The 26,108-nt window shown below is 32.9% G+C and carries 28 protein-coding genes; 8 read left to right on the top strand and 20 right to left on the bottom strand.

Annotated features, from left to right (window positions below; genetic code table 11):
* Positions 1–91: 91 nt before the first annotated feature.
* Complete coding sequence (locus ACIQLB_RS24225) at positions 92–475, bottom strand: hypothetical protein (RefSeq protein WP_400731260.1); 384 nt, start codon at positions 473–475, stop codon at positions 92–94.
* Between the two features lie 153 nt (positions 476–628).
* Between ACIQLB_RS24225 and ACIQLB_RS24220 the strand changes: the two genes are divergently transcribed.
* Positions 629–970: a helix-turn-helix domain-containing protein gene (locus tag ACIQLB_RS24220; protein WP_400731258.1), complete on the top strand. Its 342-nt coding sequence runs from the start codon at positions 629–631 to the stop codon at positions 968–970.
* Between the two features lie 566 nt (positions 971–1,536).
* Here ACIQLB_RS24220 and ACIQLB_RS24215 read toward each other — a convergent pair.
* The 4 genes from ACIQLB_RS24215 to ACIQLB_RS24200 all read right to left on the bottom strand — a co-directional run bounded on the left by ACIQLB_RS24215 (position 1,537) and on the right by ACIQLB_RS24200 (position 4,294).
* Entirely contained in the window at positions 1,537–2,307 is a 771-nt protein-coding gene (locus tag ACIQLB_RS24215) for a LytR/AlgR family response regulator transcription factor (RefSeq protein ID WP_400731256.1), read from the bottom strand.
* 12 nt (positions 2,308–2,319) lie between these two features.
* Entirely contained in the window at positions 2,320–3,165 is an 846-nt protein-coding gene (locus ACIQLB_RS24210; RefSeq protein ID WP_400731261.1) for a GHKL domain-containing protein, read from the bottom strand.
* 414 nt (positions 3,166–3,579) lie between these two features.
* Entirely contained in the window at positions 3,580–3,729 is a 150-nt protein-coding gene (locus ACIQLB_RS24205; RefSeq protein WP_400731254.1) for an AgrD family cyclic lactone autoinducer peptide, read from the bottom strand.
* Positions 3,716–4,294 (bottom strand): accessory gene regulator ArgB-like protein, encoded by a 579-nt coding sequence (locus tag ACIQLB_RS24200; protein WP_400731253.1) that lies wholly within the window; start codon positions 4,292–4,294, stop codon positions 3,716–3,718. The genes ACIQLB_RS24205 and ACIQLB_RS24200 overlap by 14 nt, the downstream gene beginning before the upstream one ends.
* A 237-nt stretch (positions 4,295–4,531) precedes the next feature.
* Here ACIQLB_RS24200 and ACIQLB_RS24195 point away from each other — a divergent pair, with 237 nt between their 5' ends.
* Positions 4,532–5,197, top strand: a complete 666-nt coding sequence (locus tag ACIQLB_RS24195) for a septal ring lytic transglycosylase RlpA family protein (RefSeq protein ID WP_400731252.1) — start codon at positions 4,532–4,534, stop codon at positions 5,195–5,197.
* 230 nt (positions 5,198–5,427) lie between these two features.
* Positions 5,428–6,534: a TolB-like translocation protein gene (locus tag ACIQLB_RS24190; protein ID WP_400731251.1), complete on the top strand. Its 1,107-nt coding sequence runs from the start codon at positions 5,428–5,430 to the stop codon at positions 6,532–6,534.
* An 809-nt stretch (positions 6,535–7,343) separates the two neighbouring features.
* On the opposite strand, the gene ACIQLB_RS24185 is transcribed toward ACIQLB_RS24190, so the two are convergent.
* From ACIQLB_RS24185 to ACIQLB_RS24165, 5 genes are all read right to left on the bottom strand, one after another.
* The gene (locus tag ACIQLB_RS24185) at positions 7,344–9,653 is read right to left on the bottom strand and encodes a S8 family peptidase (RefSeq protein ID WP_400731250.1); all 2,310 of its coding nucleotides are present in this window, start codon (positions 9,651–9,653) and stop codon (positions 7,344–7,346) included.
* A 25-nt stretch (positions 9,654–9,678) separates the two neighbouring features.
* The gene (locus ACIQLB_RS24180) at positions 9,679–10,791 is read right to left on the bottom strand and encodes an AAA family ATPase (RefSeq protein ID WP_400731249.1); all 1,113 of its coding nucleotides are present in this window, start codon (positions 10,789–10,791) and stop codon (positions 9,679–9,681) included.
* A 254-nt stretch (positions 10,792–11,045) separates the two neighbouring features.
* A complete protein-coding gene (locus tag ACIQLB_RS24175) occupies positions 11,046–11,348 on the bottom strand; it encodes a hypothetical protein (protein ID WP_400731248.1) in 303 nt (100 codons plus the stop codon).
* Positions 11,349–11,477: 129 nt separating this feature from the next.
* Positions 11,478–12,269: a helix-turn-helix domain-containing protein gene (locus ACIQLB_RS24170; protein ID WP_400731247.1), complete on the bottom strand. Its 792-nt coding sequence runs from the start codon at positions 12,267–12,269 to the stop codon at positions 11,478–11,480.
* A gap of 34 nt (positions 12,270–12,303) precedes the next feature.
* Entirely contained in the window at positions 12,304–12,498 is a 195-nt protein-coding gene (locus ACIQLB_RS24165; protein ID WP_400731246.1) for a hypothetical protein, read from the bottom strand.
* Between the two features lie 225 nt (positions 12,499–12,723).
* On the opposite strand from ACIQLB_RS24165, the gene ACIQLB_RS24160 reads away from it, so the two are divergent.
* Entirely contained in the window at positions 12,724–12,939 is a 216-nt protein-coding gene (locus tag ACIQLB_RS24160) for a helix-turn-helix domain-containing protein (RefSeq protein WP_400731245.1), read from the top strand.
* Between the two features lie 296 nt (positions 12,940–13,235).
* Here ACIQLB_RS24160 and ACIQLB_RS24155 read toward each other — a convergent pair whose 3' ends face one another.
* A complete protein-coding gene (locus ACIQLB_RS24155; RefSeq protein ID WP_400731244.1) occupies positions 13,236–14,303 on the bottom strand; it encodes a hypothetical protein in 1,068 nt (355 codons plus the stop codon).
* A 284-nt stretch (positions 14,304–14,587) separates the two neighbouring features.
* Between ACIQLB_RS24155 and ACIQLB_RS24150 the strand changes: the two genes are divergently transcribed.
* Positions 14,588–14,719: a hypothetical protein gene (locus ACIQLB_RS24150; protein ID WP_400731243.1), complete on the top strand. Its 132-nt coding sequence runs from the start codon at positions 14,588–14,590 to the stop codon at positions 14,717–14,719.
* Positions 14,720–14,868: 149 nt separating this feature from the next.
* Positions 14,869–16,650, top strand: coding sequence for a GmrSD restriction endonuclease domain-containing protein (locus tag ACIQLB_RS24145; protein ID WP_400731242.1), 1,782 nt, complete (start codon positions 14,869–14,871; stop codon positions 16,648–16,650).
* A 252-nt stretch (positions 16,651–16,902) separates the two neighbouring features.
* Here ACIQLB_RS24145 and ACIQLB_RS24140 read toward each other — a convergent pair whose 3' ends face one another.
* The 9 genes from ACIQLB_RS24140 to ACIQLB_RS24100 form a co-directional block, all read right to left on the bottom strand.
* Positions 16,903–17,544 (bottom strand): hypothetical protein, encoded by a 642-nt coding sequence (locus ACIQLB_RS24140; protein WP_400731241.1) that lies wholly within the window; start codon positions 17,542–17,544, stop codon positions 16,903–16,905.
* Between the two features lie 11 nt (positions 17,545–17,555).
* On the bottom strand, positions 17,556–17,870 hold the full coding sequence (locus ACIQLB_RS24135; protein ID WP_400731240.1) for a sigma-70 RNA polymerase sigma factor region 4 domain-containing protein: 315 nt from the start codon (positions 17,868–17,870) through the stop codon (positions 17,556–17,558).
* Positions 17,871–18,023: 153 nt separating this feature from the next.
* On the bottom strand, positions 18,024–18,926 hold the full coding sequence (locus tag ACIQLB_RS24130) for a hypothetical protein (RefSeq protein ID WP_400731239.1): 903 nt from the start codon (positions 18,924–18,926) through the stop codon (positions 18,024–18,026).
* A gap of 2 nt (positions 18,927–18,928) precedes the next feature.
* A complete protein-coding gene (locus ACIQLB_RS24125) occupies positions 18,929–19,807 on the bottom strand; it encodes a head maturation protease, ClpP-related (RefSeq protein ID WP_400731238.1) in 879 nt (292 codons plus the stop codon).
* Positions 19,808–20,108: 301 nt separating this feature from the next.
* Positions 20,109–20,255 carry a hypothetical protein gene (locus ACIQLB_RS24120; protein ID WP_400731237.1) on the bottom strand — a complete coding sequence of 49 codons (147 nt, stop codon included), beginning with the start codon at positions 20,253–20,255 and terminating at the stop codon, positions 20,109–20,111.
* Positions 20,255–20,593, bottom strand: coding sequence for a pathogenicity island protein (locus tag ACIQLB_RS24115; protein WP_400731236.1), 339 nt, complete (start codon positions 20,591–20,593; stop codon positions 20,255–20,257). Before ACIQLB_RS24115 ends, ACIQLB_RS24120 begins: the two co-directional genes overlap by 1 nt.
* A 340-nt stretch (positions 20,594–20,933) precedes the next feature.
* The gene (locus tag ACIQLB_RS24110) at positions 20,934–23,462 is read right to left on the bottom strand and encodes a phage NrS-1 polymerase family protein (RefSeq protein ID WP_400731235.1); all 2,529 of its coding nucleotides are present in this window, start codon (positions 23,460–23,462) and stop codon (positions 20,934–20,936) included.
* A 66-nt stretch (positions 23,463–23,528) separates the two neighbouring features.
* Positions 23,529–23,795, bottom strand: coding sequence for a helix-turn-helix domain-containing protein (locus ACIQLB_RS24105; protein ID WP_400731234.1), 267 nt, complete (start codon positions 23,793–23,795; stop codon positions 23,529–23,531).
* Positions 23,796–23,996, bottom strand: a complete 201-nt coding sequence (locus ACIQLB_RS24100; RefSeq protein WP_400731233.1) for a helix-turn-helix domain-containing protein — start codon at positions 23,994–23,996, stop codon at positions 23,796–23,798.
* Positions 23,997–24,126: 130 nt separating this feature from the next.
* Here ACIQLB_RS24100 and ACIQLB_RS24095 point away from each other — a divergent pair, with 130 nt between their 5' ends.
* On the top strand, positions 24,127–24,741 hold the full coding sequence (locus ACIQLB_RS24095; RefSeq protein WP_400731232.1) for a helix-turn-helix domain-containing protein: 615 nt from the start codon (positions 24,127–24,129) through the stop codon (positions 24,739–24,741).
* A gap of 45 nt (positions 24,742–24,786) precedes the next feature.
* A complete protein-coding gene (locus tag ACIQLB_RS24090) occupies positions 24,787–25,932 on the top strand; it encodes a site-specific integrase (RefSeq protein ID WP_400731231.1) in 1,146 nt (381 codons plus the stop codon).
* Positions 25,933–26,108 lie beyond the last annotated feature (176 nt).

Raw genomic sequence — 26,108 nt, 5'->3', positions numbered from 1 at the left:
CAGCTTGTAATTTATCTTTGGCAGTATACTTTTTGACCATACAAAAACTGCACCTCCAATTGTTAGATGTGTCTAACAATTGGGGCGCAGTTCACTTTATAGCTATAAACTTCCGCTCCGCTTCTTCATAAACCTCCCTCATCTTTCTTCTTTCCTCAATAATCCGATCACGTTCAACTAACAATTCATTATGTTGCTCATTGAAATAAATATCTGCACATTCTTTTGAACAGAAGCGATGGCCACTAGCGCTCGCGTTTTTCCATTTAATTGATACAATAAAGTATTCATCCGCTACATAGCTTTCTACTTTTTCGTCGCAATGACATTTAAAGCTCCATGCTCTTTTCGTCTCTTTACGGAAATACTTTTTCTTATATCCAGCATCCAACTCTTCTAACTTCAACTCTACATCTGTTAAATCCATCATTAAACTATAATCTAAATCCATCATTAAACTATAATTTAAATGCATTTCAACACACTCCCTATATCATTCTCTGGTTGACTATATACTAACTGCTCTCCCTAAAAGTATCAATAGTATATATTTCATTTAATGAAAAATATATCTTTAGTATATGGATAAAATATCATTTCTCATCAATCCTAATGATGAGGTGATTACATGACGGATATAGTTAAAGTAGTTGGCGAAAAAATCCGCTTTTTACGTAAAGAACGTGGACTAAGCCAAGAAGAACTAGCGTATCGTGCTTCCTTGCATAACACATATATTGGACAACTTGAACGTGGCGAAAAGAACGCTACAATTGAAAGCCTTACAAAAGTTTGTACGGCTTTAGAAATTACATTAGAAGAGCTATTTGATGATAAAGAAAGCCATCCAAAAGTGCTTAGCTTTGAATTAGAGGAAATGGTACGTCTGTTAGAAGGTCGTTCTAAGAAAGATCAAAGAGCCGTTCTAAAGTTTATTGAGTCTTTAATTGCTTGGAAAGATAATGAGTAGTTGTTTGGTAATAATCTTTAAGTGAGCAATTTATTGCGTATTGATGGAGCTACAACAATTGTTTAGGCTTTAGGCCATAGTGATGTACAAACGACAATGAACATCTATAAGAAAGCGAAAGAAGAAGCTATACAGAAGTTTGCCAGTTACATTGAATGTAGGTGAGCGACTACGTTCGATTGATACTCAATGAAACTAAAAACCCTTGATATAAAAGGATTTTGATTGTGACGTAAAGCATATAATTTCTGAAAGATAAATCATTAAACTTCCACTCTTATACTGGATTATTCATTAACCAACAAAAAATCCCACGGAAAAGCTACTTGCCGGCTTTTCCATGGGATTCTCTTATTCACCTAAACAAGTTTATCTTTTTCGGACTGTCCTCAATTTTTTTGAAATGGCTGTCATAGCCAAATGCCTCGATATCTCCGATAATAATAAGTTTTCAGAGGTTGCTGTTGAACGAGCGCCATACAAATCTCATATTATCGACTGTTAATAATCGAATCATGATGGTATCACTCCTAACGTATATCCGCAGAATAACATGCTAAAAGATATCACTTTTCAGAAATAGCACTATTTAAAGACAATGTCTGATGTAGAGGCAGTGCATTCATAAATGCTTTTTTGTAGCGATATGAATAATGACAAATAGAGCCATTTTTCATTGTAATTTTTCGATAGGTTGAGTCAATCTTATGAATATGCTGCAAATTAACAATATACCCGCGATGACAGCGGAAAAAGCGATTATCTAATTGCTGTTCAATATCTGTTAAATTGCTGAAAAATTCATAGACACCACTTTTCTCCTTCAGCTCAATTTTATGTGCATTTGGTGATGTAGAGAAGCAATAAATATCATCAAATGGGATGATTTTAATATGTTCCCCTATTTTCACTTGAAAGGTCCTTTCAAGTTGTTGGGAATGTATATTTTGATGTTTTTGATAAGCAACATTCAAGGTGTCGATTAAATTTTCAGCTAAATCTGGCTCGCTTTTAACAATAAAATCCAGCGCCGCTACTTTGTACGTAAAGGTTAGCCTTAACTTTTCCGCATAGGTGGTAATAAAGATAATCGTTGCAAAAGGATCTTTACTGCGTATAGTATTTGCCAGTTCTAAGCCATTTATCTCATGTTGAAGCTCAATATCCAATAAAAAACAATCTGCTCGGTGTTCCTGTATATATGCAAGTACCTCAGATGGATTAGAGGCGATCAAAGCAATCTCAACATCCTCATATTGAAATAAAGAAGAATGAACAATAGTCGATTGCAAAAATTTCCGTTGTTGTGCATCATCCTCACAAATAACAATTTTCATAGTAGACACCCCTTAGAAAATTTGTAACTCCTGAATAAAGCGTTGTTTTTCAATACGCGTGTTTAATGTAACATTAGGATAAGTCTGTAAAATCCCCTTCACATTGGCTAAACCAATCCCTCGGTCTTCTCCTTTAGAAGAGGATTGATAGTCAAAGATAGTCGAAATATTGAAGGTTGCATCCTGTAATGGATTGTCGATGACGATTACAACATGGTCATTTGAGGAGAGAATAGCAATATGCACAACTGAATCGGCTTTCGCAACACTCGCCTCAAGAGCATTATCAATCAAAATGCCTAGCACCCTCGTTAAATCAATAAGACTCATATTAACAGAGGATATCGTATGTGGAATTTCAATTGTGACCCTTTGCTGTAAACGATTCGCGAGTAACAGCTTAGAGGATAATAAGCCTTTTAGCTCGACGATTTGCAAATTTTCCAATGTACCAATCATTTTACTTTGGAATAAGGTCTGTTGCTCCACCTGCATAATATGCGAATAAAAATATTTCTTTAACCCCTGTACATCCTCATCTTCTATATAGTTTTGCAACGACATTAAAATATTTATATAATCATGGCGGAACTTTTGCATATCTGTATTCACTTGCTCCAATACCTGCATATATTCAAAAAACTGCTGCTGTGTTACTTCCTTTTGCCGAATCGTTTGCATTTTGTTGAGACTTGAAACAAGTAAGCTAACAGCAAACACTATCAATAACATATAGGTGATTTGAATAAAGAAATTTGCAGTCGTCAATGTATCATTATCCTGCACCCCTAAAAAGAACACATTTAAGTAGAACATTCCAAGTGTTAGTATCCCGATAAAAAGTAGCAATAGCTGCATTTTCAAGGAAAAATACCGCGAAGACAACTTCTTTTTCACGATATTTTTATAGAGTATGTTAAGGGATATAAAAAATAGTATAAACCAAAGTGTTTCTAGTAGTATTGAATTAGTAGTAATCCAACTATTGATAAGTTGTGATAGATTGTCTGAAAAAATGCTAAATAGTAGAACGACAATAATATCAAAAAAAGCTATAATACTCTTTTTGAATGAGTAAAATAGCCAACTAGCTACAATAAATAAAAAGCCAATAGCAATAAAATGTGAGGCATATTTAAGTAGTAAACAAAAAGGTATTACTAAGCCAATAGATTGTATAAGCATTATTTTAGTTGGACGAATCGTTAGAAGATAAAATAATGCTCCAAAAGTGAAGGTGAAATCTCTTAATATGTAAAAAAGCATAATGGACTATTTTTTATAAAAAGGATGTTCTTTTTTAAGTTCTTCTGGTAATTCTTCCTCATAAGTTAAAACTCTACAAACATAGACCATATCATTTTGTGTGATAGACATAATAATAGTTGAGATATTTTTAATAATTGCTTCAAGATAATTCATGTGAAAAAGTCCCCCTTTTTTGATAATATATTTCTAATAAAAGCATAAAAAGTTCCAAGAAAATGCCCAACGTAATGAATTTTAGTAAGTCACTTGGAAGTAATAAATAGATACCACATAGAATGGTAGCACGTTTATATATTTTCTTTTTCAAATAGTCTCTATGTGCTGCATTGAGAACGGAATGCTTTTTTGTACCTTGAGGTGCTAAAACTATTACTAATAATAGACTTAGGAACGTTAAGATAGATAGGAATAATGTCTCTATCTTTAGATATGTAGCAAGTTTACATAGAACAGGAAATAATAAAATACTTCCTATTAAGCATTGTCTATTTGTGGAAAAATGATAGCCAAAGCAAACTTGTCTTAATAAATAAAATGACATATGAGTAATAGCGACTTCTAATAAGCAACCTAATATAATAGCAATAGTATAGACAATCAATAGTTTAACTGCCTCTGAAACAATTAGCTTAATACCATATTCAATTTTTAGCTTCTCAGTTTGTGTATGAGATTCAAGTGTAAATAGATTGACTAGTTGATCCTCTATATATTTCATAAACGTCCACCCTTCTTTCCTATTTTACATTAATTATACAATAATGGTATTAAAATTCCTGAAATATTGTTTTTTTTTCCTGTTTGTTATTATAATAGTGTGAGTTAGCGTTCAGGACATATAGATTACTTTATAAGAAAAAAGACTCTTTACGACATATTCTTCGTGTATTCTTTTTACGTAATATGATGCAGCTAGCAACATATTTCTAAAAAAACGCGAAGGGAAAGATATAAAATGAAAAAATTATTATTAGGCTGTGTAGTAGCATCCACTTTGGCTATTCCCAATTTAGCTTTTGCTGCTAATGCAAATGACGGTATTGAAACGAGTACAGACAATGAAGCTACTATTCCTGGATACATGGCTCCTGGGACAGTAATTAAATTTGATGAACAGGAAAAATCTGTTATTCTGAGAGAAGGAGATAAAAAACCAAGTTTAATGCAACAATATAGACTTCAAGCAGACGAAACAGATTTGCCAGTTATAAAACCAGGTATGACAGTGGTCTATGATGCTTTAGGTGCACCAATAGTAGTTGTTCCAGAAACTAGAGAATCTATTAATGTTGAAATGAAAGAAATTAATCCGCAACAAGGAATACAACCTTTAGCCGTAAAAACAGAATCGGGTGAAATTTCTTGGTTTGATATTTGGGCAGAAAGTGGTACAGCATCTGGTTCAAAAGCGGATGATGGTGCGGCTCATAAAACTATAGCTATGAAGACATATGTTAATGTAAAAAGTAACAAGAATTCAAATAAAACAACAGTTTTAATTTTAGATAGAGGACCGTATGCAAATGGAAGAATTTTAGATATGTCTAAACAATCATTTAGTAAGCTACATACTTTAAGTACGGGAGTATTTGACGGTACGATTAGTTGGGATGGTAAATAATTCTTTCTGATTTTATTTGATATGGAAAGTCAGTTTACACAATCTTTTTTGGCGTAAACTGACTTTTTCAGTGATTCTGATTGAAATTTGCTCTTCTTAATTAGGGAAATAGGCTGTATAAATTTAAGAAATAACTGAGTTTCTTATCAAAATAATATGTAGTATTTTGATAGTTATTGGTATGTGATAATACAATTTCTAAAAAAACTTCGCAAAGGATGAAGTGCATAATGTATAGATCTGTTTGTAAATACAGGAAAAAAGCAATGGGTACTTCTGTTATCATTTTTTTATCGTTAGTATTAGTTTTGTTTGGATGTCAAAAGAAAGAAGATACCAGCCAACCTGTTGGTGATCCACCTGTTAGTGATCCGCATGTTGATGATAATGAAGAACTCATTGTTTCTGTATTTGATAAGGAAGGCAAAAGTAGTGTAGTGGAGATAAATGCTGAAAAAAATGTAGAAAACGAATTAGTTAATAATGAAGAGGTTTGGTTACATGCATCACTTTCAGACAATAAACAATATCTTGCCTATACAAGTGCAAAAGGTGAAGGACCTTGGGAGATTTATTTATTAGACAGAAACGATAAAAAAACTTATCAAGTTACAAATGATACTTTAGGACAACTTATTCCTAGATTTGGTGATAACAACACCATCTACAGTGAAATACTAGGGGCAACATTCCCTGTATCCAAGATTTCGAAAATAGATGTGAAAAAGAAGAATTCTATTGTATTTGATACAAAACAACCTGACCGTGCTGTAGAAATGTATGATACTTCTAAAGACAAAATTATTGGTGCATTTGTCTCTGAGGAAGAGAATACAGCAAGAAGGAAGGCTGCAAATGATGCTGGTGTATCTTTAGGGCAAATTGTCTATTCAATATATGAAATGAATTTAGATGGCTCTGACATGAATTTGGTAGCGAATATAAAAGCCGTCAATATTGATTCGATGGCATATGGACCTAATGGGAATACTGTTATTCTTGGAGGGGCAAATATAAATGAAGATGAAGGAAGCGGCATTTATCAGTTATCTCTTACAGACAAAACATTAACTACCATATTAACAGATCAAATGATTAAAGAAAGTAAGAATCCCCTATTATCAGAGATTGGTCAAAGAAGGCTAGCAGTATTGTCAAAAAATGAGCGATTTATTTATTTTTCGGGTATACCTATAAATGCAGCAGATGTTAGTTTTGACGGTATAATTTCTAAAATACAGTGTATTTATAAGTATGACTTAGATAATAAAGAAATAACGAAAGTATATGAGTATAAAAAACCAGCTTTTATTACGGATATGACGGTTACATATTAAAGTATGCAGTTGTTCAGTCAAAACAAAATCCATTCTTTTGATAAATAAAAGCTACTAGATGTATTATAGGTGCATGGACATACCTTGGTTAAAACAATAAAACTGAGAGTAGGAGTGGGCTTGTCTAACCATAAGACAAAGAAAAACACCTTTCATTGAATGACGGGTATTGAAACCTGAAATAATCAATGAGCAGGTGTTTTTCTATGGAATCTTGTCCCCTACGATTTTTCCTTCAGTAAAGTCTCGTAATTGTTCATTAGAAAATACCACACTTTTTCCTTCACCTTACGAATACCGAAATATTGTTTCTCTTACTATACAGAGAAACAAGAAAATATGGTATAAAAAAACCAATTTCAAACGATCTTTTAATAACTTTTTATTTGTAAACAATTTATTGATAATTTAATTAAAATTCAACCATAAACTTTCCTAAAAAATAAAGCATAAACTTCCCAAATGGAAAACTTATGCTTTACGTCACATTGACGTTCATTGAAACTCATTGAAATCGTATTATGGAGACGGCGGGTCTTCTACCACCAATCTCAAAAAGTGCTGATATATCAGTGTTTACAAGGGTTTCTCGCTAATTTCAAAACTAATAAAATGCCATATTAAATGCCATTTATCAAAAATAGCGTTGTTGGGGGCAAGTTTTATATTCAAATAAAAAAGATTAATCTTAATTTTTGTTTTTCATTACAAATTTATAGCCCTTTTTTCTGATCTATAAAAAAAGAAAAAGCCTTGTTTATTCAAGGCTTTTTAAAATGTACTCCACACAATTTTAACAATAGCTGTCATTACAATTGAATTAAAAGTTCACTTCTATTTTTAATTTCAACCGGTTCTAAAATCCTATACTCATTTAGAATCTCTTCATACAAGTTTCCTTTATGTTTAGGAATACTAACAGTCACTACAACTGCATAGTCAATTCTATCTGTACTATCATTTCTTCCTATACCCTGTAATACCAAAAACGGACTATCTATAGAAGTTGCTCTACTATTCTTGTGTTTTTTTACCACTGTATCCCATTTCAATTCATTTCTTCTAGCTGCTTCAGTTTGATATTTATTAGGCGAAACGGATGCAGGCAATCCGCTTTGTCGATATCCTTGATTAATTAACTTCTGAATTTCTTCAGAATCGTTCTCAATATGAAGAGTTTTCTTTGCTTTAGGATTATTAGGTAGGGAGAAATTAAATCTCTTACTATTTGGATAGAATGTATCTTCTATAGTAGATTCCGTATAATCTTCAACATGTAGTGCATTTGCTTTCGAAGAAGTTGCAATGGTCCATGATATTTTTACACCCGAATTGATTTGAGAAATTTTAGGTAATGGGATAGGTAATTTAGCTTGACCTGTAGGGTTCATTGAATTTGAATATATTATGTGAACAGTATTTTCATCACATCTTAGAATATCATCTACCTCTTGGTCTAAAATTCCATATCCAAGTAAATTATCTGCTACATCATGAGTTGTATTAATATTAGGATTGTTAACACTATGAATTAATAAAGCTCTAGCAACCAAAGGTGTAAATCTTGTACATCGTCCTAAAATTTCAGCAGCTTTACTTGAAACAATTGGCGCAGCGAAGCTAGTACCTGCAGCAAGCCAATTAATTGATGGATTTGTCGCATTTAGAAGATGCATCGGATGTTTCGCATCACCACCAAATGCACAAAGATCTGGTTTCACCTTACAACCTTCTCTTCCATCACCCACACAACTATAATTCGCTCTTATTTTCTCACCAGTACCATATTTGAAAGTATAGGCACCTACGCCTAATCCATTAACCATATCAGCAGGCGCTTGTATTCTATTGAATGGTGCTGGTTGTTCACCATCATTTCCAACTGCTATAACAAACAATTTGCGATAATTCCAAGCTAATGTGTCTAAAGCATAAGTAAAGCGAGAAATTTCATCATCTAATATTGGACCTACAGGACCAAAAGAAAGATTATAAACATTGATATCGTTTCTATTGGGCACTACATTCTCAATAAAATCGATTGCTTCATATAATTCAAAATCAGTTGGATCACTCAATGGTAAAACTCGGAAGCTTTCTACAAACAGTATGGGGTCATTTAAAGTTGTTCCAGGTGCGTATTGATTCAAATCACCATAAAGTACAGCTCCTGCAACTGCAGTTCCATGATTAATACCATCCACTATTGGATGTGTCGAAACGGAAGGGTTTTCTTTACTAAATTTCTTTAAAAATGGGTGTGACTGTTCTATTCCTCCATCAAAGACACCAACTTTAATTTGAGAGATTTTCTCTCCTTTAGGTGGGAGAACAGAAATATTATCACTTTCGTTTCCTCTCATTTGAGGGAAGAATTTCAGTTTTAAAGGATGTACTGTCCTCAAGGGATTGAAGTCCGCAACAGATTGCACAATTCTATTATTTACACGCGCACTAACAAAATTGGGACCGCCATCGTAGCTTTTTATTTTAATCGTTTCTGGTGAAACACCTAACCTTACTAGTTGTTCTTGAAATTTTTCTAACATTTTTTCATTTTGAATACCATAAGGATGTAATACAAATTCAACATTACCTTCTTGCCATTCATTTTCAAAACCTTGTACTACCTCATCTTGCTTCAGTAAAGATAGTTCTTCGATTTTTCTTACATCCTCTTTAAAGTTATCTTGGAGCATATTTTCATCTTTATTAAGTAACTCTGTAAAACGAACTAGTTGATCAGGATCAATTTTAACGAAATGTAATTTACTATATTTTTTTTCTGCATCTGTTTCCGAATTAGAATACAACCAACGGCGGGACCCTATATTTTCAAAACTAGCTAATCTAAATAGCGCTGTTGGCACATATGACTTAGCAAGAAATTTTTCATTTAGTCTAACTGTTAGTACTACTTCGTCCATTTTTTTATCATTTGGAATATTATGCAATTCCTTTTCGACAATACTAATTTGTTTCAATAAACGCTGTTTAGATTCTTTAAAAGAACGGGGATAGGTTGTATCGCCGAAACCTCTCGATTTTCTTACTGATTCAATCAATTTTTCACCATTACCCAAAATAGGCAAATAATCACTTTTATCATTATTTCTCATACCATACACACTCCTATAGTTGTAATTACTGATTTTTTTGAGCGGCTTTGATGTGATGATTAACTGTTGATGGACTAATACCCAAAATTTCAGCTATTTTAGCTTGCGATAGTTTTGATTTACTTCGATTTAATGCCCCTATCATTTGTTTGTTGAAATTTCCTTTTTCACCAGGATAAATTTCTTTCAAATGTTTAATAAGTATTTCCGTACCGTCACTTCCATCAATTATTACTTGTCTAAGTACATATTCACTAATTTGCTTAATGTCAGAGGGGCTAATATCTCCAATTGCTTCAGATATTGAACTTAGAACTTCCAAATTAATATCTAAAATATCTTTATTCAAATGTGCTTTCCAAAGCTCTAAACGTTGTTGCTCGTCAGGAAGATGAATTTCTAATTTCAAGTCAAATCTTCTCCAGATAGCTTTGTCTAGGAACTCCGAATAGTTAGTTGCACCTATTATTACTGAATGACTAGGCCATTCTTCTAATTCCTTTAATAATACATTAACGATTCTTTTAAGTTCCCCTAAATCAGTAGGATCGTCTCTTGTTTTAGCTATAGCATCAAATTCATCTAATAATAAAACAGCAGGATTTTCTTTACCATACTCTAAAACTTTTTTTAAATTTTGACCTGTCTTACCCAAATAACTAGAGATTGCAGAAGAAAGATCTAGAGTAATTAAAGGTAGTGACAATCTATGTGCCACGTACTTTGAAAGCAGAGTTTTTCCGACACCAGGTGGTCCAAATAATAACAAACTATTCGGTGGTTTGATGCCATTTGCAATCAATTTAGATGATAGTTCCCTTTCCTTTATGAACCTACTTATTACTTGATTAACTTCATCATTTAATATCATCGTATCTTCGAAAGTTGCAACATCAGTTATTTGAACCAGCGACGAAAAGGAATCCTTATCTACTGGAGGAGGATCAATCCCTAAAGATCTTGTTAGCGGAGCTCCTGCATTGTAGTCAGCCATCAAATTAGCTAATTCCTCAGATACGGCAGGAAACTCTTTCTTTAATTTCCTAATTAACGACATGGTTGATAATTCAACAGTACGTTTATCCCCCTCGAGAGAAGCTTTGATTAGTGAAGGCAATTGTTTATAAATACTCAACATTCGATATAACACTTCCTTTTCTGAAAATCGAATATAATAAATGTTATAATACATATGCGTTTACGTCAATAAAATTCGATAGAAAATAAATTATGTTTTAAATCGAATTTTATTAAATAAGTGAACTCTACATCAAATAGATAAAAATCCGGTGTAGATTGCCAACAAAAGAGGTATGCTTACATTTGAGCATACCCGCTAATTTAAGTGTAACCTCAAATATTTTGAAGTGTTTTTTCAGGAACGTTATTCAATTACCCTGCGAATCCATCTTTTGTGACACTTTCACATAATTTTATTTTCTCTTCTAATTCTGTGATTTTCTTTGAAATCTCAAACATATAGTCTTCAGCAATTCGCGCGAACACATCGTAACGTTCAAAATCATATGCAACATAATTGATATCATCTTTCTTCTTCGTTGGTTGCCATTTACCAAAGTAACTGTCAATTAGTTCTTGTTGAGTTAGTCGTGCCTTTTCTAATGCGATTGAAACCTCTGCTACCAAATCTCCAATCGCAAAATAATTAGTTAAGTGTTGTGTTTGTTGCTCCATGTTCTCATTCCTCTTTTCATCTATGTTTTATTTAGTTGCTACCGCATTTAAAAGTAATTGTTTATTACGATCAGACATTACACGCCATTCTTTAACCGTTACTTTCATTTGCATTCACTTCCTTTCTTATTAAAATGTTTCTGTTGGTCCATTACGTTCTGATAGCCAATTGTAGAAAGGTACTGGACGTTCATTTACAGGCTTTTTCTTCATATATAAGGTGTTTGTTATTGGATCCTTACCTTTGCGCTGTACTGCTTTGTTGCGGGCTCCAACGAATACTGCACGTAATGTCTTTGTTACTGTCAGCACACCGTCTCTAATATCGTTGGCCATTTTAAAAATGATATCCTTAGCTTTTATTAATTCTGGAATACTATTTACATTAGATGCCAATACCACTTTATGTAGCCCGTCTTTGAAAATGTCCGAAAGTGGCAGCGAGTGCATGAAGTTATACAACATCACTTGATATTCATTCATAAATTCTTTGTGTGTCTCTATTTCTGCGTGAGCACGTTTATATGATTCTTGTAATGAAACTACCTCACATTCCTCGAAAGACTCGTTATGGCTCCCACATGTTTCAGATTGGTTGGGCAAAATAATATAGATATTTGCACCACGACCTCCCTTTACCTTGGTAGTTTTCTGCTTCTTGATGATGCCTAGTAATTCTAATTTCTTGATTGAACGATAAACTGTCTTCGTGCTTATCTCCAATGATGTAGCAATTGTTGCAGCTTTTAAATGACATGCTCCTGGGTATACCAAAGCATGACTAGCAAGCTTGAAAACGATGGCACGTTCTGATTCAGTTAGGTCATAATAATGTTGCTGGATATGCTGTTCAACATGCTGATCCATTTCTTGTACTGAATTGAATGTTTCATATTTTGATAAATATTCAAACGCTGCCATTGTTCTCACCTGCCTTTCTATCACCGGTATACCTCTACTTAAATGCCTTACGTAGATTTTCTCGCATCTGTTTAACTTCTAATGCTGTTAATAATTCGTGATACTTTATAATGCGTGCTAAACGATGTGTATGTTTACGAGCGTCTTTCACCTGATCCAGCTGCTTCATTTTCTTGTGGATGTACTCATTGCACTGCTTGATAGTTTTCGATTGTCCACGTCCACACATTGATATTCCATCTCCTTTTCTTCGTTACGACATGTCGGCTTTCTCGTCCATTCACCGACTAACCTTTGGTGGTCGTTTGTACTGCTGTCCTTCGATTAATTACATTGTACACTTTTAAATTTACAAAGTAAATAGTTTTGTACACTTTTTTGTTTACAAAGTACATTTCAGGATTTGATTTTATATTTTTCATGTTACAATACAATATAGAAAGTAGGTGTATTCATGGAGTTAACTACAAGTGAAAAGATTAAAATAATTCTTGGTAGAAAGAATATGAGTGTATCAGATCTTGCTGAAAAGCTCGGTCAAACTAGGCAAAACCTTCACAATAAAATGAAACGCGATAATTTCAGTGAATCCGAATTGAAAGAAATAGCCACTGCTTTAGATGTAACATTCGAAAGTCATTTCATATTAGAAAATGGCGATAAAATTTAATATTCTCACGATAAAAAACACTCTCGGCTATCATGCAGCTAAAAGTGTTTTTTCTTTTGGCCATAATAAAAAGCAACCACATTTCTGCAGCTGCTTGATTATATATATTAATATTATTAAGAGCATGTTTTAAAAGATTAAAAGAATAAATGATTAAGATTCAATTTCCATCGTTTAAGACCTACTCCACCAATGGATTTCAGCATTTTAACGGTAGGACTTAGCGATGGGACATTAATAGCATATTAACTATTATGCCACCCCATCAAGGAGTGGCCTTTTACTTATCCTTTATCTTAGCATTCTTCTTCATGCCAAAAATCAGGTATCGTTTTATAACCATATTCGCTTGGATTTTTCATTCCTGAAGATTGGAGCTCGAAACTACAACAATGACATTTAATATTATTGACCCATGTCAAATATTTTTCTTTATCCACTTCTGAATCTAAATATTTTACTAATGAATTTGTATCACATACAGGACAGTTAATTATAAGACTCTCATTATTTTCAAATGGTATTTCATTAAGTGCGATTCTTATCGCACGATTAGCAATTTCGTCTTTCATAAATCCAAAACCATGAGAATGAGGATTATGGTAGGCAGCACGCCCTATTTCTTTTAAGAATGCTACGTGATCTATGTTTGGATGTTCTGTACTACAAGTATTAATAATCTCATCAAGAGGATCAAACTTTAATTCTTTTTGTCTATATTTCCAAAATCTATCGAACTTCGAATATTTTTCCAAACTAATAATTTCTTTTACAATAGGTAAAATGTATTGACCAATAAATAAGTCGAGATCTTTATATTTCATGACATAAATACCTCTATGCCAAATTCTATTTCTCATTATGTTTAACTGCTTTAAAGCGTCCTTAGTACTTGTAGCTTTGAAGAAAGAGTAACTGGGGTTTAACTTTTCTTTATCAAGAAGATCGCATAGTCTCTTGAAAGTTCGATCAAATTCTATAGTCTTTATATTTACCAATTCTTCACTTTGTACTTCTTCACCTTGAACTAATTTAAATAGAACCTCATTATTATTATCAATATTAAGTACTAGTAATTCATTCTCTTCTCTTAAAATATCCTTACAAATTAACTCAAAAAAATGTTGAAAGTGTATTATAGTTTCAAAATAATATTCTATATATTCCGTGGAATATGAATTAATATCTATTTTATTTTCAAATAGATCTTTACCATAATACCCCATACATTTGTAAGTTGAAAAATATGATTTTAAAGCTGCTTTTAATGAAATAAAAGCAATTGAATCCATATCTCTACTTAAATTAGGAATTGTAAAACCGTCACTGCATAATTTTTTTATATTTAGCATAATAGCTTCCACCTTCCACTCCTTCACAAAAAAACACTAACATAATATTACCACGTAAACGTTTATTCATATATATCCATCAAAGTATTTAAACTTCAATTTCGTTCTATTAACCAATTATAGAAAGGTACCAGACGTTCTTGTGCCTTGTCCTCCACAAATGATGATTTACTAAGCCTCATGCTAAAACGCTCAACAGTCTTGTTTACGCTCCCACAAATACCGCTCTTTTGATATTCCTATCAAATTTCAATATTAATGTTGGAGATAGATAAAATATAAATGAGGATTTCAAAATGAACAAACTAGAACAAACAACCCAAGAATTACTGGAAGCAGATTATACGATTGAGGAAATTAAAATAGCTTTTGATGAAGTTATTGAACAAGCTAAACAGTCTAATATAGAACGTGGAACAGATAACTAATATTGGTTGTTTGTTTTTTTGTATGTACTTTTCCCTCCAAATTTCCTAGAATGGTAATATAAAGTGCACGAATAGTAAGTAGCATTAATTAATAAATTCAGTTTTTTAGAATTTATTTTAAGAAACCATTAAAAAGGAGTTAAATTTTTATGAGTATTACACCAAAAGGCATGAGTATACAAGAAGCTTACAGATTATTCCGAGAAGGAAAGTTGATTGTAAATAGAAAATATCAAAGAAAATTAGTTTGGTCCCAAAGTGAAAAGGAAAAATTAATAGATAGTATTATGTGTGGTTATCCAATTCCATTAATTTTACTAGCTTCTAAACCTGAGTTACATGGTCATGAAAGTTATGAAATTTTGGATGGGGTACAAAGACTTACTGCATTATTTGATTTTATAGAGAATCGAGTGCAATTTAATGAAAGATTTTTTGATACAAATGAATTTACTAGAGCAAAGTCTATTGCACAAGCTGGGAGTTTTACTCCTGTAACATTGGAAGGTAATGATTTCTTAAACACAGATGAATGTGCAAAGTTTTTGGACTATCAATTAGCAGTAACTATTTATCCAGCTATGAAAGAAACTGAAATGATAGAAGTTTTTGGAAGAATAAATTCACAAGGAAGACAACTTAGCAATCAAGAAAGAAGACAAGCAGGTGTAATTAATAACTTTAGTGAATTGATAAGAAAAATCTCTTTTGAAATTAGAGGAGATGTTTCAAAAAATTTATTAAAATTATACGAAATGCCTACAATAAGTATTGATAATCATAGAAATGACATGAATTATAGTATAAAGGCAGATGAAATCTTTTGGTGTAAATCTGGTGTTTTAGGAAAAAACGAAATTCGAAATGGTGAAGACGAGGAAATGATTGCAGACGTCGCTGCTTCTATTTTATTAAATAAGCCCTTTCAAAAAAGTTTAGAAAACTTTGATAACTTATATAATGAGAATACTGATATTCATAGAGAAATATTAAATGCACTTATTAGATATGATAAAGACATTCTATACGAAAACATTATATCTACATTCTCATTATTAAAATCAGTCATTGAAAACACAGCTAATGAACCAAATGGTTTCAGAAAAATTGTTTCAGGGCAACATAGGAACCCTGTAAAAAATTCTTTCTATTCATTATTTATGGCGTTTTATGATTTATTTATTATACATGAAATGGTCCCCGAAGATCTTGATGGAATTATGAAAGCAATTAATGGTTTACAGCAAAAGTTAACTAGTAGTGCTAAATATGCCAAAGTAGAAGATCGGATAAAAAACATTGATTTAACAAAGGGCTTGATTTCAAGATATTTTGTAAAAAAAGAGGTTAAATCATTAAAACATGGACCAAGCTTAATTATTGATTTCGAAAATTCTTTAAGAAGATCTAAGTTAGAAACCTCAAGATATGAATTTAAACAAGGTATTCTTGAAATGTCTGCTTCACCAAAGTTTAATGATAAATTAGTTGAAAGAATTCTTCAGACAGCTACAGCAATTGCAAATAGTGCACAATGTGAAGATGGATATATTTATATCGGAATCGCTGACAATGAAGCTGATGCTAAGAGAAGTAAAACAATTTACGGCCAAGACTATTTAGAAGCACATGGTAAATTTATAGTAGGTATTGAAAGAGAAATTACAAGAATGAATTGGGATTATGATCAATATACTAAAGTGTTTATGGATAAAATCAGAAATTCAGAAATAGAGGATCAACTAAAAACTCAATTATTAACACAAATAGACATAGTAGACTATTATGGATATTCAATCATTAGAATTCGTGTACCAAAACAAAACAAGTTAACATTCTTTGGTGATAATATATATGTAAGAAATAATAACGACACCCAATTAATTACTAATCATAAAGAAATACTTGCATTAAGTGAGAGTTTCAAATAACTAGATAAAAAAAGTTATTTTAGTACACTATTAACGTAATTAAAAGGACCAAGACGGCAATTAAGCTATCTTGGTCCTTTTAATTACTTATTACGTCTTTGCTGAATCGTTTTATATAACCAAACTAAATGATCAGTAGTCATTGTGCCATTCTGTAAATCCTTCAATATCGTCATTAACCGCCTATGCAATATAGTTTTTATAGCTAGTGAACCTGGATTCCACAAAAAACACCTACCTAAAGGTAAGTGTCTATATAAATAGTTTATTCAGCTGCTTCAAAGCTCTTTTCTTATTCTTCTCCAGCTGTTGAATCGGTATCGACTTTATTTTTGGAGCTGGGCCATCAATGTCTTTAGTAATCTCTTTTGAACGCTGCTCCGCTGCTTCTGTGTCTGCATAATAGTATACCTCAATGAATTTAAGATGCTTTTTCACAACCCCACGTAATAGTTCATAATCAACCTTTTTTCGCTCTATAAAGTACTGCTGTAGCACTTCCACATCTTGTGTAGGTAAACTATCCAAAATAGAGCAATAACGCTCGTATCCCCTCTCTAAGCGGTCTATTTGTCGATCCCTGTTCTCTTTCTCCGCAATAATCATTAAAGCGAGTCGTTCGGTTCCTTTAGTTACAGTTACATCGTCATCATAAGATGTAACACCGTATGAAAACTCATATAATTCCTGAAAGTATTGTTCTGCTGATCGTTTTAAATACTTGGCCAACTCTTTTGAAGTAGCATCCTTCCACAAGCAATACATGGTGTTACGGATTCGCGCTTCCATCACTGGAACATCGTTATCCGATTCACTATTTACCTCATACCTTGTACCAGCTGTAATGGCTGCTATTCGCTCTCCAAATTCTTCGCTAATAATTGCTAGATTCACAGAACATCACCTCAACCTTCACTGAATTTAATCAATCGCTTTATTTGGGAATGTTTATCGTAGATATAGTATTCGGAGTATCCTAATTCTTCCGCAACTTGGATCAGTGTTTTACCGTTCACATATTTCTCATAAAGAATCTTCTGCTCTACAGAATCGAATTTAGAAACTAACTTTTCAAATTGTTCTTTCCTGTCTAAACAATATTGTAACTCCCCTTCTGCAGCAGTTCTCTCACCAGAAGAAAGCTCTTTATCTGTAAGTTTAAACTGTAAATAGTCCAACTTATTTAGGAGAATCGAATAATCTTTTAACCAAAATGACATGTCCTCACCACTTCTTAATCAGTTTTTTAATTTTCTTCATTACTTACTATTTGCCAAACAAAATTTAGTAGTGAAAAGACCACTCATAAAGAGTGGCCAGTGCAAGCTAATCAGAATTATTATTCAACCAGCAATCACATACTTGGAAGAATTTTATATCTTTTGATTTCTTCTTTGTTCAGCACTTTCCATAGCTCTTGTGTTCCTTTCGTACATGGATTGTTTACGGTCATACTCTCGTTGGGCCTCTTCCTCATGAAATTTACGAATACTCTCTTTTTTCGCTTCAATTTGTCGACTCGTAAATCCATTAAAAGATATGTCTGCACGTACATCTAACCACTTCATATACATTTCTGTTAGATTAACGTTATTTTGAGCTTTTTTACAGTAGTCGAGTATATCTTCTTTTAACATTTCTTCAGGTGTACAAATTCGTTCAGTATCTTGCGCTTTTTTATCACGGATAGTGTGCTGGAATTGTTGGACCCGTAACCGCTCCGATTGATCTTGTAAAAAGTCAATCAATTTATCTAATGACCCTTTAAGATTCCGTAAATCTGAATATGTTGTGGGATAATGACTCTCATAAGCTGTGATTAATTGTTTCAATTCCTGACGTTGGTCATATGATAAATATCCTTCTTGAGAAATATCATATCCTTGTAATAAAGCTTGCTCATTAGTCAATTGTTCAGTTAATTCTTTAACTGCGTACTTTAACTGTTCTACCTTGTTAAGATCGCCCGATAATTCAGCCTTCGCTAATTCCCTTGCTTTGATTTCTTGCTGACGCTTCAATTCAAATATTTCTTGCTTTTTTTGTTGGATGCTACGCTGTGCTTGATCTTTGATTAGTTGCTCTTCTTTAAAGAAATTAGAAAGTGCTTGCTCTGCTTCATTTTGAGCATTCAAGGCCTTTCGTTGTGACTCCTCTGCGCTTTGGATATGTGCAACTACGATATTTTCAATACTTACTTTTAAAGGAAGTATATCCAACACACCATTTTTTAAATTTGTAGTAATTACTTGTTCTAACGTTTTTCCTAATTTCATATTTATTCAACTCCATTTTTTAAAATATCAGCTAATGCTTTTGCTTCTTGTAATTCAGTAGATGACATTCCAGGTACACTATTATTTTCAACTAGTTGTTGGTCCTTTTCCCCAGGTGAAGCTTTAGAAAAAGCTTGAACTAACATTTGTTCTGTATGATTATTTTCTGCCATCTGGCCATGTGCTTTTAATAATTGCATGTCTCTATTTTGTGGCAGAATGACTTTATTATTTGTTCCTACCTGATTACTCTTTTGCGCTAACTTCTGGCGCATTTTATCAATAACAGCCTGTGGTAAAACACCATTTGTTAACAGTGGAATATCAAAACTAGCAACAGCACCTATTTCCTGTTCAAACATGATTGTGTCAATAAAACCTAGCTCTTTAGCTTTCTGTGCGTTCATCCAGGTTTCTTTATCCATCATGGCTTTTAGTTTTGTTTCACCCAAACCAGTTTTGGCAGTATAAGCATTCATAATTGACTTGTTAATGTTTTGGAGAAATCCACTTGTATGATCCATTTCACGATAATCACCATGTACAGAAACACTTGCGTTATGAATCATTAATTGAGCCGTTGGGGACATTTCAACATGGGTACCGGCCATCGCAATTACACTCGCTGCAGATGCAGCCACACCCACAATTTGAACGATTACTTCCCCAGAAAATGATTTTAAAGCTGTATAAATTTCAGAGGCACTAAAAACAGAACCACCCCCGCTATTTATTAAAACGTTCACTTTCGTTGACCTTGTTTTTTTAGCACTTTCCAGTTGTTTATTAATGACACCCGGACTAGTCGCTGGAATATTAAAGTAATCGTAAATCTGCTGCTCGCTATCTGAAATGATTGGGCCACGTATATGAATATTCATTTTTTCTCAATCCCTTTCTTACTTTCGCTTTGTATACTTTCCTTACTTTCGCTTTCAGCGTATGAAAAACTGATTAAAACTAGGATTTTGACCACTCAAAGCGAAAGCGAAAGTGAAATTTTTTAAATAAAAATAGACCACTTTTGGGGCTCGCAAGCCCCGCACAGAGTAAAAGTCCTAGAAGAACCTACACAAACTAGCTGGACTTCTAATTGAACTCAACAACCACACCCCCTAATAGAAAAAAGCCCAATAACATACACATCACTGTGCAGCTACTGGACTTCATGAGTCTCTATTATTATTTAACTTCATAACGATTAATCGCTTTGCAACGATGACATTTAATCTCTGTATCATAGTTTGAATCCGCTAATATATATTCTTGTGTTGATGTTAAGAATAGTCTTTTACATGCTTTGCATTTAACTTCTTTAAACTTTTTCATCACTTTGCCTCCTTATAATAAAATGCAACAGGTAACCATCTAGGAGATTGATAAGCTCTTGCTTCTTTAGCAAGTGGTAATGGGATTGTACCTCCATCAACTATATAAGCTAATAGATGGATAGCTTTACAGATAATAGATCCTTCTTCCAATAACTCATTAACTAGAGCTACAGCTTCATTATTCCAATTCAGCCATAGAATGAGATTCGTATCCCCTTGTAATGATCTATCTCCTTCATAAGAAAAATGGTTTTCTTTAAATAGGCGTTCCATTTCCACAAAAGATGTGCCTGAATGGGTTTCGATATAGTTTAATAGTTTTTGTTTGACGTTCATAATTCACCTACTTATTTTCGGATATCACATTGTTTAATATCAAAATTACAAAAGGTGTGTAATTAAATGACACACAATTACACATGTTTGTCATACTACAAACGTCTACATATCAACGTTTCTTTAGATGAATTACAAAATTACACATTTTTTTTAAAATAGGTCATTATATAAAATTAATACTCATCAAATGTAACTGCTCCATGCGTAATATATATATTTGTGTAATTTGTGTAATTTGTGTAATTCTCGTAATTTATACTGTTTATCCCTACTGTTTAAACACTTTACGAGAATTACACAAAATTTATAGACAACGATGTTTGTGTAATTCGTGTAATTATCTCTTTCGTTCTGAAAAATCGAATCCTAATTCTGCAATTATGGAATTATTCAAAGAAATAGCTCTGAATGGTATTTTTTTATGAGTAATGGATTTATAATCTACTTCCTTTCCTCTATGTTCAAATTTCTGAGTATATCCACGCTTTAACCATGCTGCACGAATAGTTTTTTCTTCTATACCTAGAAAATCTTTAAGGAATTTTGGAGTTATCCATAATGTGTTATTCTTATATAATCCCTTTATTTCAACACTAGGTTCATATTCGTAAAAAATGGATTTACGATCAGCTTGTAAGTCTTGTAACATCATTTCAAGTAGCTGTTTCGGCTTGTCCAAAGCTTTATTCTCAGAAACCAATTCATCAAATAATCTGTATAGCTGCATTAAATCTATATCTAATTTGAAGAACATATTCAGAAGTTTCCCTGTGAAAATTAACACTGCGAAATTCCTAGCAACTCGGACGATAACAGGATTGTTCTCAGCTTTTTTCTGGCATACTTCCACGTACTCACTGAATTGTGGAAGTAAAGCTTTTTTATGCTTTTGCCATTTCTCTACAAACTGCTTTCCGGTTTCTCCATAATAAGAGTCGATTCCGTTATGTAAGCTAGTGAAGAAGCTAGGCTTCACATTTTCAAATGGAATTCCCTCAATAGAGATTATACGTGCAGCTACTCCACCTTTTTGCTCCGCATAAGCTGTAAGGCTTGCCTCCCCAGTTGAAATTAAAATGTTATTCCAAGTAAACTCTTGCTGACTTCCTGTTGTGGATCCGCGCCCCTTTGAACGCCCACCACTAAAGTTATAAATGAAATCACCTAGTGTTTTTTCATTCGCTTTTCGAGAGTCATCCAGTATTAAAGGAAAACTATTCAAAAAAGTGGTTTTACGCTCTGCAGCTACCTTCGTAATGTTCCATTCACTCATTAATGTGTCCGTTCCCCAAATACTTGCACAGGCTCGTAGAATAGTTGTTTTACCGTTCGATGTTTCGCCAGCGAAATCAATAACAAATGGCTGCAGCTTCAAATCTTTTAATAGTACAGATGCAAAACTTGCTAGTACCATCAATAACGCCTTTGGATGATTTTGGATAGGATTTAAAACATTTTCAATCCATTCTTTAACCGTTCCTGACGTTTGAAAAGCTTCAAGTAGCTGCTTCTCTCCTAAATCATTTGGTTTAATCATTACTTCATTCGAGAACAACGGATGAACAAAATAGCCTTTTATATGACCTATCCGGCTGACCAAATGCTCTCTAGTCAAATTAGACTTGTTATGCATTAAGTAGCTGTAAAAGTAATCAATCATATTTTTAGCATTGTTTTCTGTTACAGCTAGTGATCTATTAGATAACATGACTAACTCTTTTCTGGAACCAATTTGTGAAGCGAGAACAATTGCCTTTCTAAGACGATGTTCGTCTTTCCAATTTAGTTCATAATACAAATCATCCGTTTCAACATTTTCAAATGATCTAACTATCAATGGAGACTGACTACAAATTAATTGTTCCTTCTGTTCTACGGATCCATCACGTAATACCTTTTCAGAAATCTGATATAAGGCACCATATTTTATTTGGTATCCGTAAGGAATCAAATCAACCTTTTGATCTGGAACGAATGTATTTGTGCATTCCTGAATTGCCTTATTAATTTGTTCATCACCATAAGTTGTTTTATTTTGTTTACGATCCCACTTATCACGCATTAAAGATGATCTTCGAAAGATACTGTCCATCATTTGATAATCACAATTCGTCCAAAATGCCAAATCATTTAGAAAAGCTAAATCTGCTTCGGATTGTGAGCTATAGAGTTGTTCCCAACCGCCATTAATAAATACTTTAAATCGGGAACCTGTTTTACTTTTCTCAGCAATTTGTATTAGCTCTGATTCAGAGAATGCAGCTTTACCACGCCCATTAGGTTGTTGTGGAAGTGAATGTGTTGCCTTTTCTCGTTTAAAAATTTTCTCGATGAAAGATTCAATTTCTTTTCCTTCACTTATTGGTAGATCATTTAACGCTTCACCAGTGAAAGTAATGAGCCTTTTTCTATCATATATTTCATACTTTAATTTGACGTTTTTGTTCATATATTTCTCTTTATCATGTATACAACGGATCCATATATGAATACCTTGGCCACTAGGTGAAAGTTCTGCATATGACAAATTAACAATTTCCTGTGCTAACTCAGGTAAATCATGGACATTAGAAATTTCATCTATATCAATACACGCATATGGATCCGTTTCGGATAATACAAATCCTATGCCTTCCCCAATGCCATTTTCATAAGCTTCATAAATGTTATCAAATGTATCCCATGATTCAGGTTTATTAGAATATGCCTTATATCTTCCATTGCTTCGAAATGGAACTTTAGTAAATACTTTTTGCTTCTCGTCCCATTCTGCTTTCCACAGTACCCATTGTTTTAATTGTTTTAATTCAATAGGAATGTTTTCTGCAGCGACTAATAGAATTTGTTCTTTTTCTAAAATCGCCATTTACTCACCTACTTCCGTTTGTGCCGTTGCTCTACAACACCTTGCCCCCACAAGCGTGTGTTTGTTTTAAAATGAATAACTTTCTAAAAAATGATTGATTTCTTTTCGCGAAATACGTTTAACACCGTCGATTTCAGCAACTTTTAAACCCATTGCTCGAAACTTTTGGAAAGTATTAAACGAAACCCCGATGTATTCACATGCTTCACTGATATTCATCCACTCTTTTGAAGCTAATTGCTTATAGTATTTTTCAATACTTTCTTTTGTGGCATTTGATACGATTGACTTTATTTCTCCTTCCAAACCTGGTATTGCATATTCAATCCGCATCTATTTCACCTCTTCAACAGTTTTATTATTTTTCGTAGCACCATTGATTAACCAGTTTTCAATAGTTGGTTTATGGAAGATGATTTTTCCTCTTAATCTTGCATAAGGTATTTCACCTTTTCTTGTCATTGTATAGATTGTTGTATTACTTACTCCCAGTAAAATAGCTAATTCATTAACTGTTACAGTTATCTTTTCCATAATAGATTCACCACCCTTTATTGCTCTTGCAATAAATTTAACACCTTTTGATTGCTTTTGCAATAACCAACAATGTATTTATTGCTTTTGCAATATTTTATATTTATTATTGTTATAAAGAGGTGATTGTATGAATAACGAGAAACCTGATATCAGTTCCTATATAAAACAATTAAGAACCGAAAAAGGATATACCCATTTAAAATTATCAAGACTTTCAAATGTATCTCAACCTTATCTATCGCAAATTGAAGCAGGAACAAGAAAACCCTCAATAGATATATTGAGAAAATTATCTACTGCCTTAGAATCTGATTTTTATGAATTGGCGCGGATTGCTGGTTACTATACAGATGAAGAAGTGATTGAAATGAAAGGGGTAAAATCTGTTCTTGACTCAGTAGGGGTAGAAGTAATTAATGACCGATTACTTTCATCTTCTCTAGATAGTTTCAAAAAAAGAGAATATCCACAAATAGAAGATTTCTTATTGAGTGAAAAACCTTTATACGCCAATAAGCACCTACTCACACAACAAGAAAAGAAAATTTTATATAAAATAATCACGGCTCTATTTGAGGAAAGTGAAGTAAATTACCCATCTGATGAAGAAATACTAAAATTACATGAAGAAGAACGTGAAATGAAAATAAAAATGAATGATATTATCAAACGAAAAGAAGAAGAACGTCGTGAAGAAATACAAATAGCTAAACGCATAGAAAATGAAAAGCTTAATAACTAAAACCCTCCCAACCTTGCCCCCACAAGCGGTCTAGGAGGAATAAGAATGGCCAATATTCAAAGTTACACAAAAAGTGGAAAGAAGTTTTACAAATTTCAAATTTATATAGGTACAGATCCGCTTACTGGAAAGCGTACAAAGACAACAAGAAGTGGATTTGCCACAAAAAAGGAAGCCCAACTCGCTCTATCTCGTTTACAGCTAGAGATAGAAAGAGGGGACTTCCGTAAAAAATCAGTGGATACATTTAATGATATTTATGTTCTATGGATTGAGCAATATAAAAATACAGTTGAAGCTAGTACATTTGTCAAAACGACAGGCATATTTAAAAATCATATATTACCCTCAATGGGTAACTATAAAATTGAAAAAGTAAATGTACAAACTTGTCAAAAACATATAAATGAGTGGTTCAAAAAATTAAAGAAATATCGCACCGTTAAGTCCTATGCTTCAAAAGTGTTTGATTATGCGGTAACGCTTGGGATAATTACTGACAATCCAATGAAAAGGGTTACGATGCCTAAAAGCCTGGATGTACCTAATGAGGATGAAAGCATTAATTATTACACGAAAGAGCAATTAATTCATTTTTTAAAATGCTTGGAAAACGAAAATAATTATAAAGCTTACGCATTATTTAGATTGCTTTCTTTCAGTGGTATGCGTAAAGGTGAAGCACTAGCGTTACAATGGAATGATTTCAATTTTAAGGATGTGGAAATCTGTATTAATAAGGCATTAGCACGTGGTGAGGATAATCAACTATATGTAAAGACAACCAAAACAAAAGGCTCTATCCGTACAATTAAAATGGATAAAGTAACGATGGATATTTTAGACGTTTGGAAAAAGCAACAAAAGCAAGATTATTTAAAGTTAGGGATTAATACATTAAAACCTAATCAACTTGTTTTTAGTAATGAACGAAACGAATATCTCCAGCCAACTAAAACACGAAAATGGATTGTGCAAGTACAGGAAAAATATAATTTAGAAAAAATCACTACACATGGTTTACGTCATACCCATTGTTCATTGTTATTTGAAGCTGGTGCAACAATCAAAGAAGTACAAGACCGTTTAGGACATACGGATGTACAAACCACAATGAACATTTATACACATGTAACTGAAAAAGCAAAAGAAGCTGCAGCAGAAAAGTTTGCAAAGTATATGGATTTTTAACGCTTAAAAAATGCCACTTTAAATGCCATTGATTGAAATTTAATGCCACTCAATGAAATAGACAAAATAAAAAACCCTTGATATGAAGTGACCCCTAAAAGTTAGACACGGTTATTTCATTAGGCAGCTCGGGTAAAATGAGTTCGGTATTGCACCGGACTCATTTTTAATTTTGC

The sequence above is a fragment of the Lysinibacillus sp. NPDC092081 genome, from assembly GCF_044755845.1.
GTDB lineage: Bacteria > Bacillota > Bacilli > Bacillales_A > Planococcaceae > Lysinibacillus.
The sequence above is the reverse complement of the archived record's forward strand: the minus strand, read 5'-3'. Positions and strand labels throughout refer to the sequence as shown.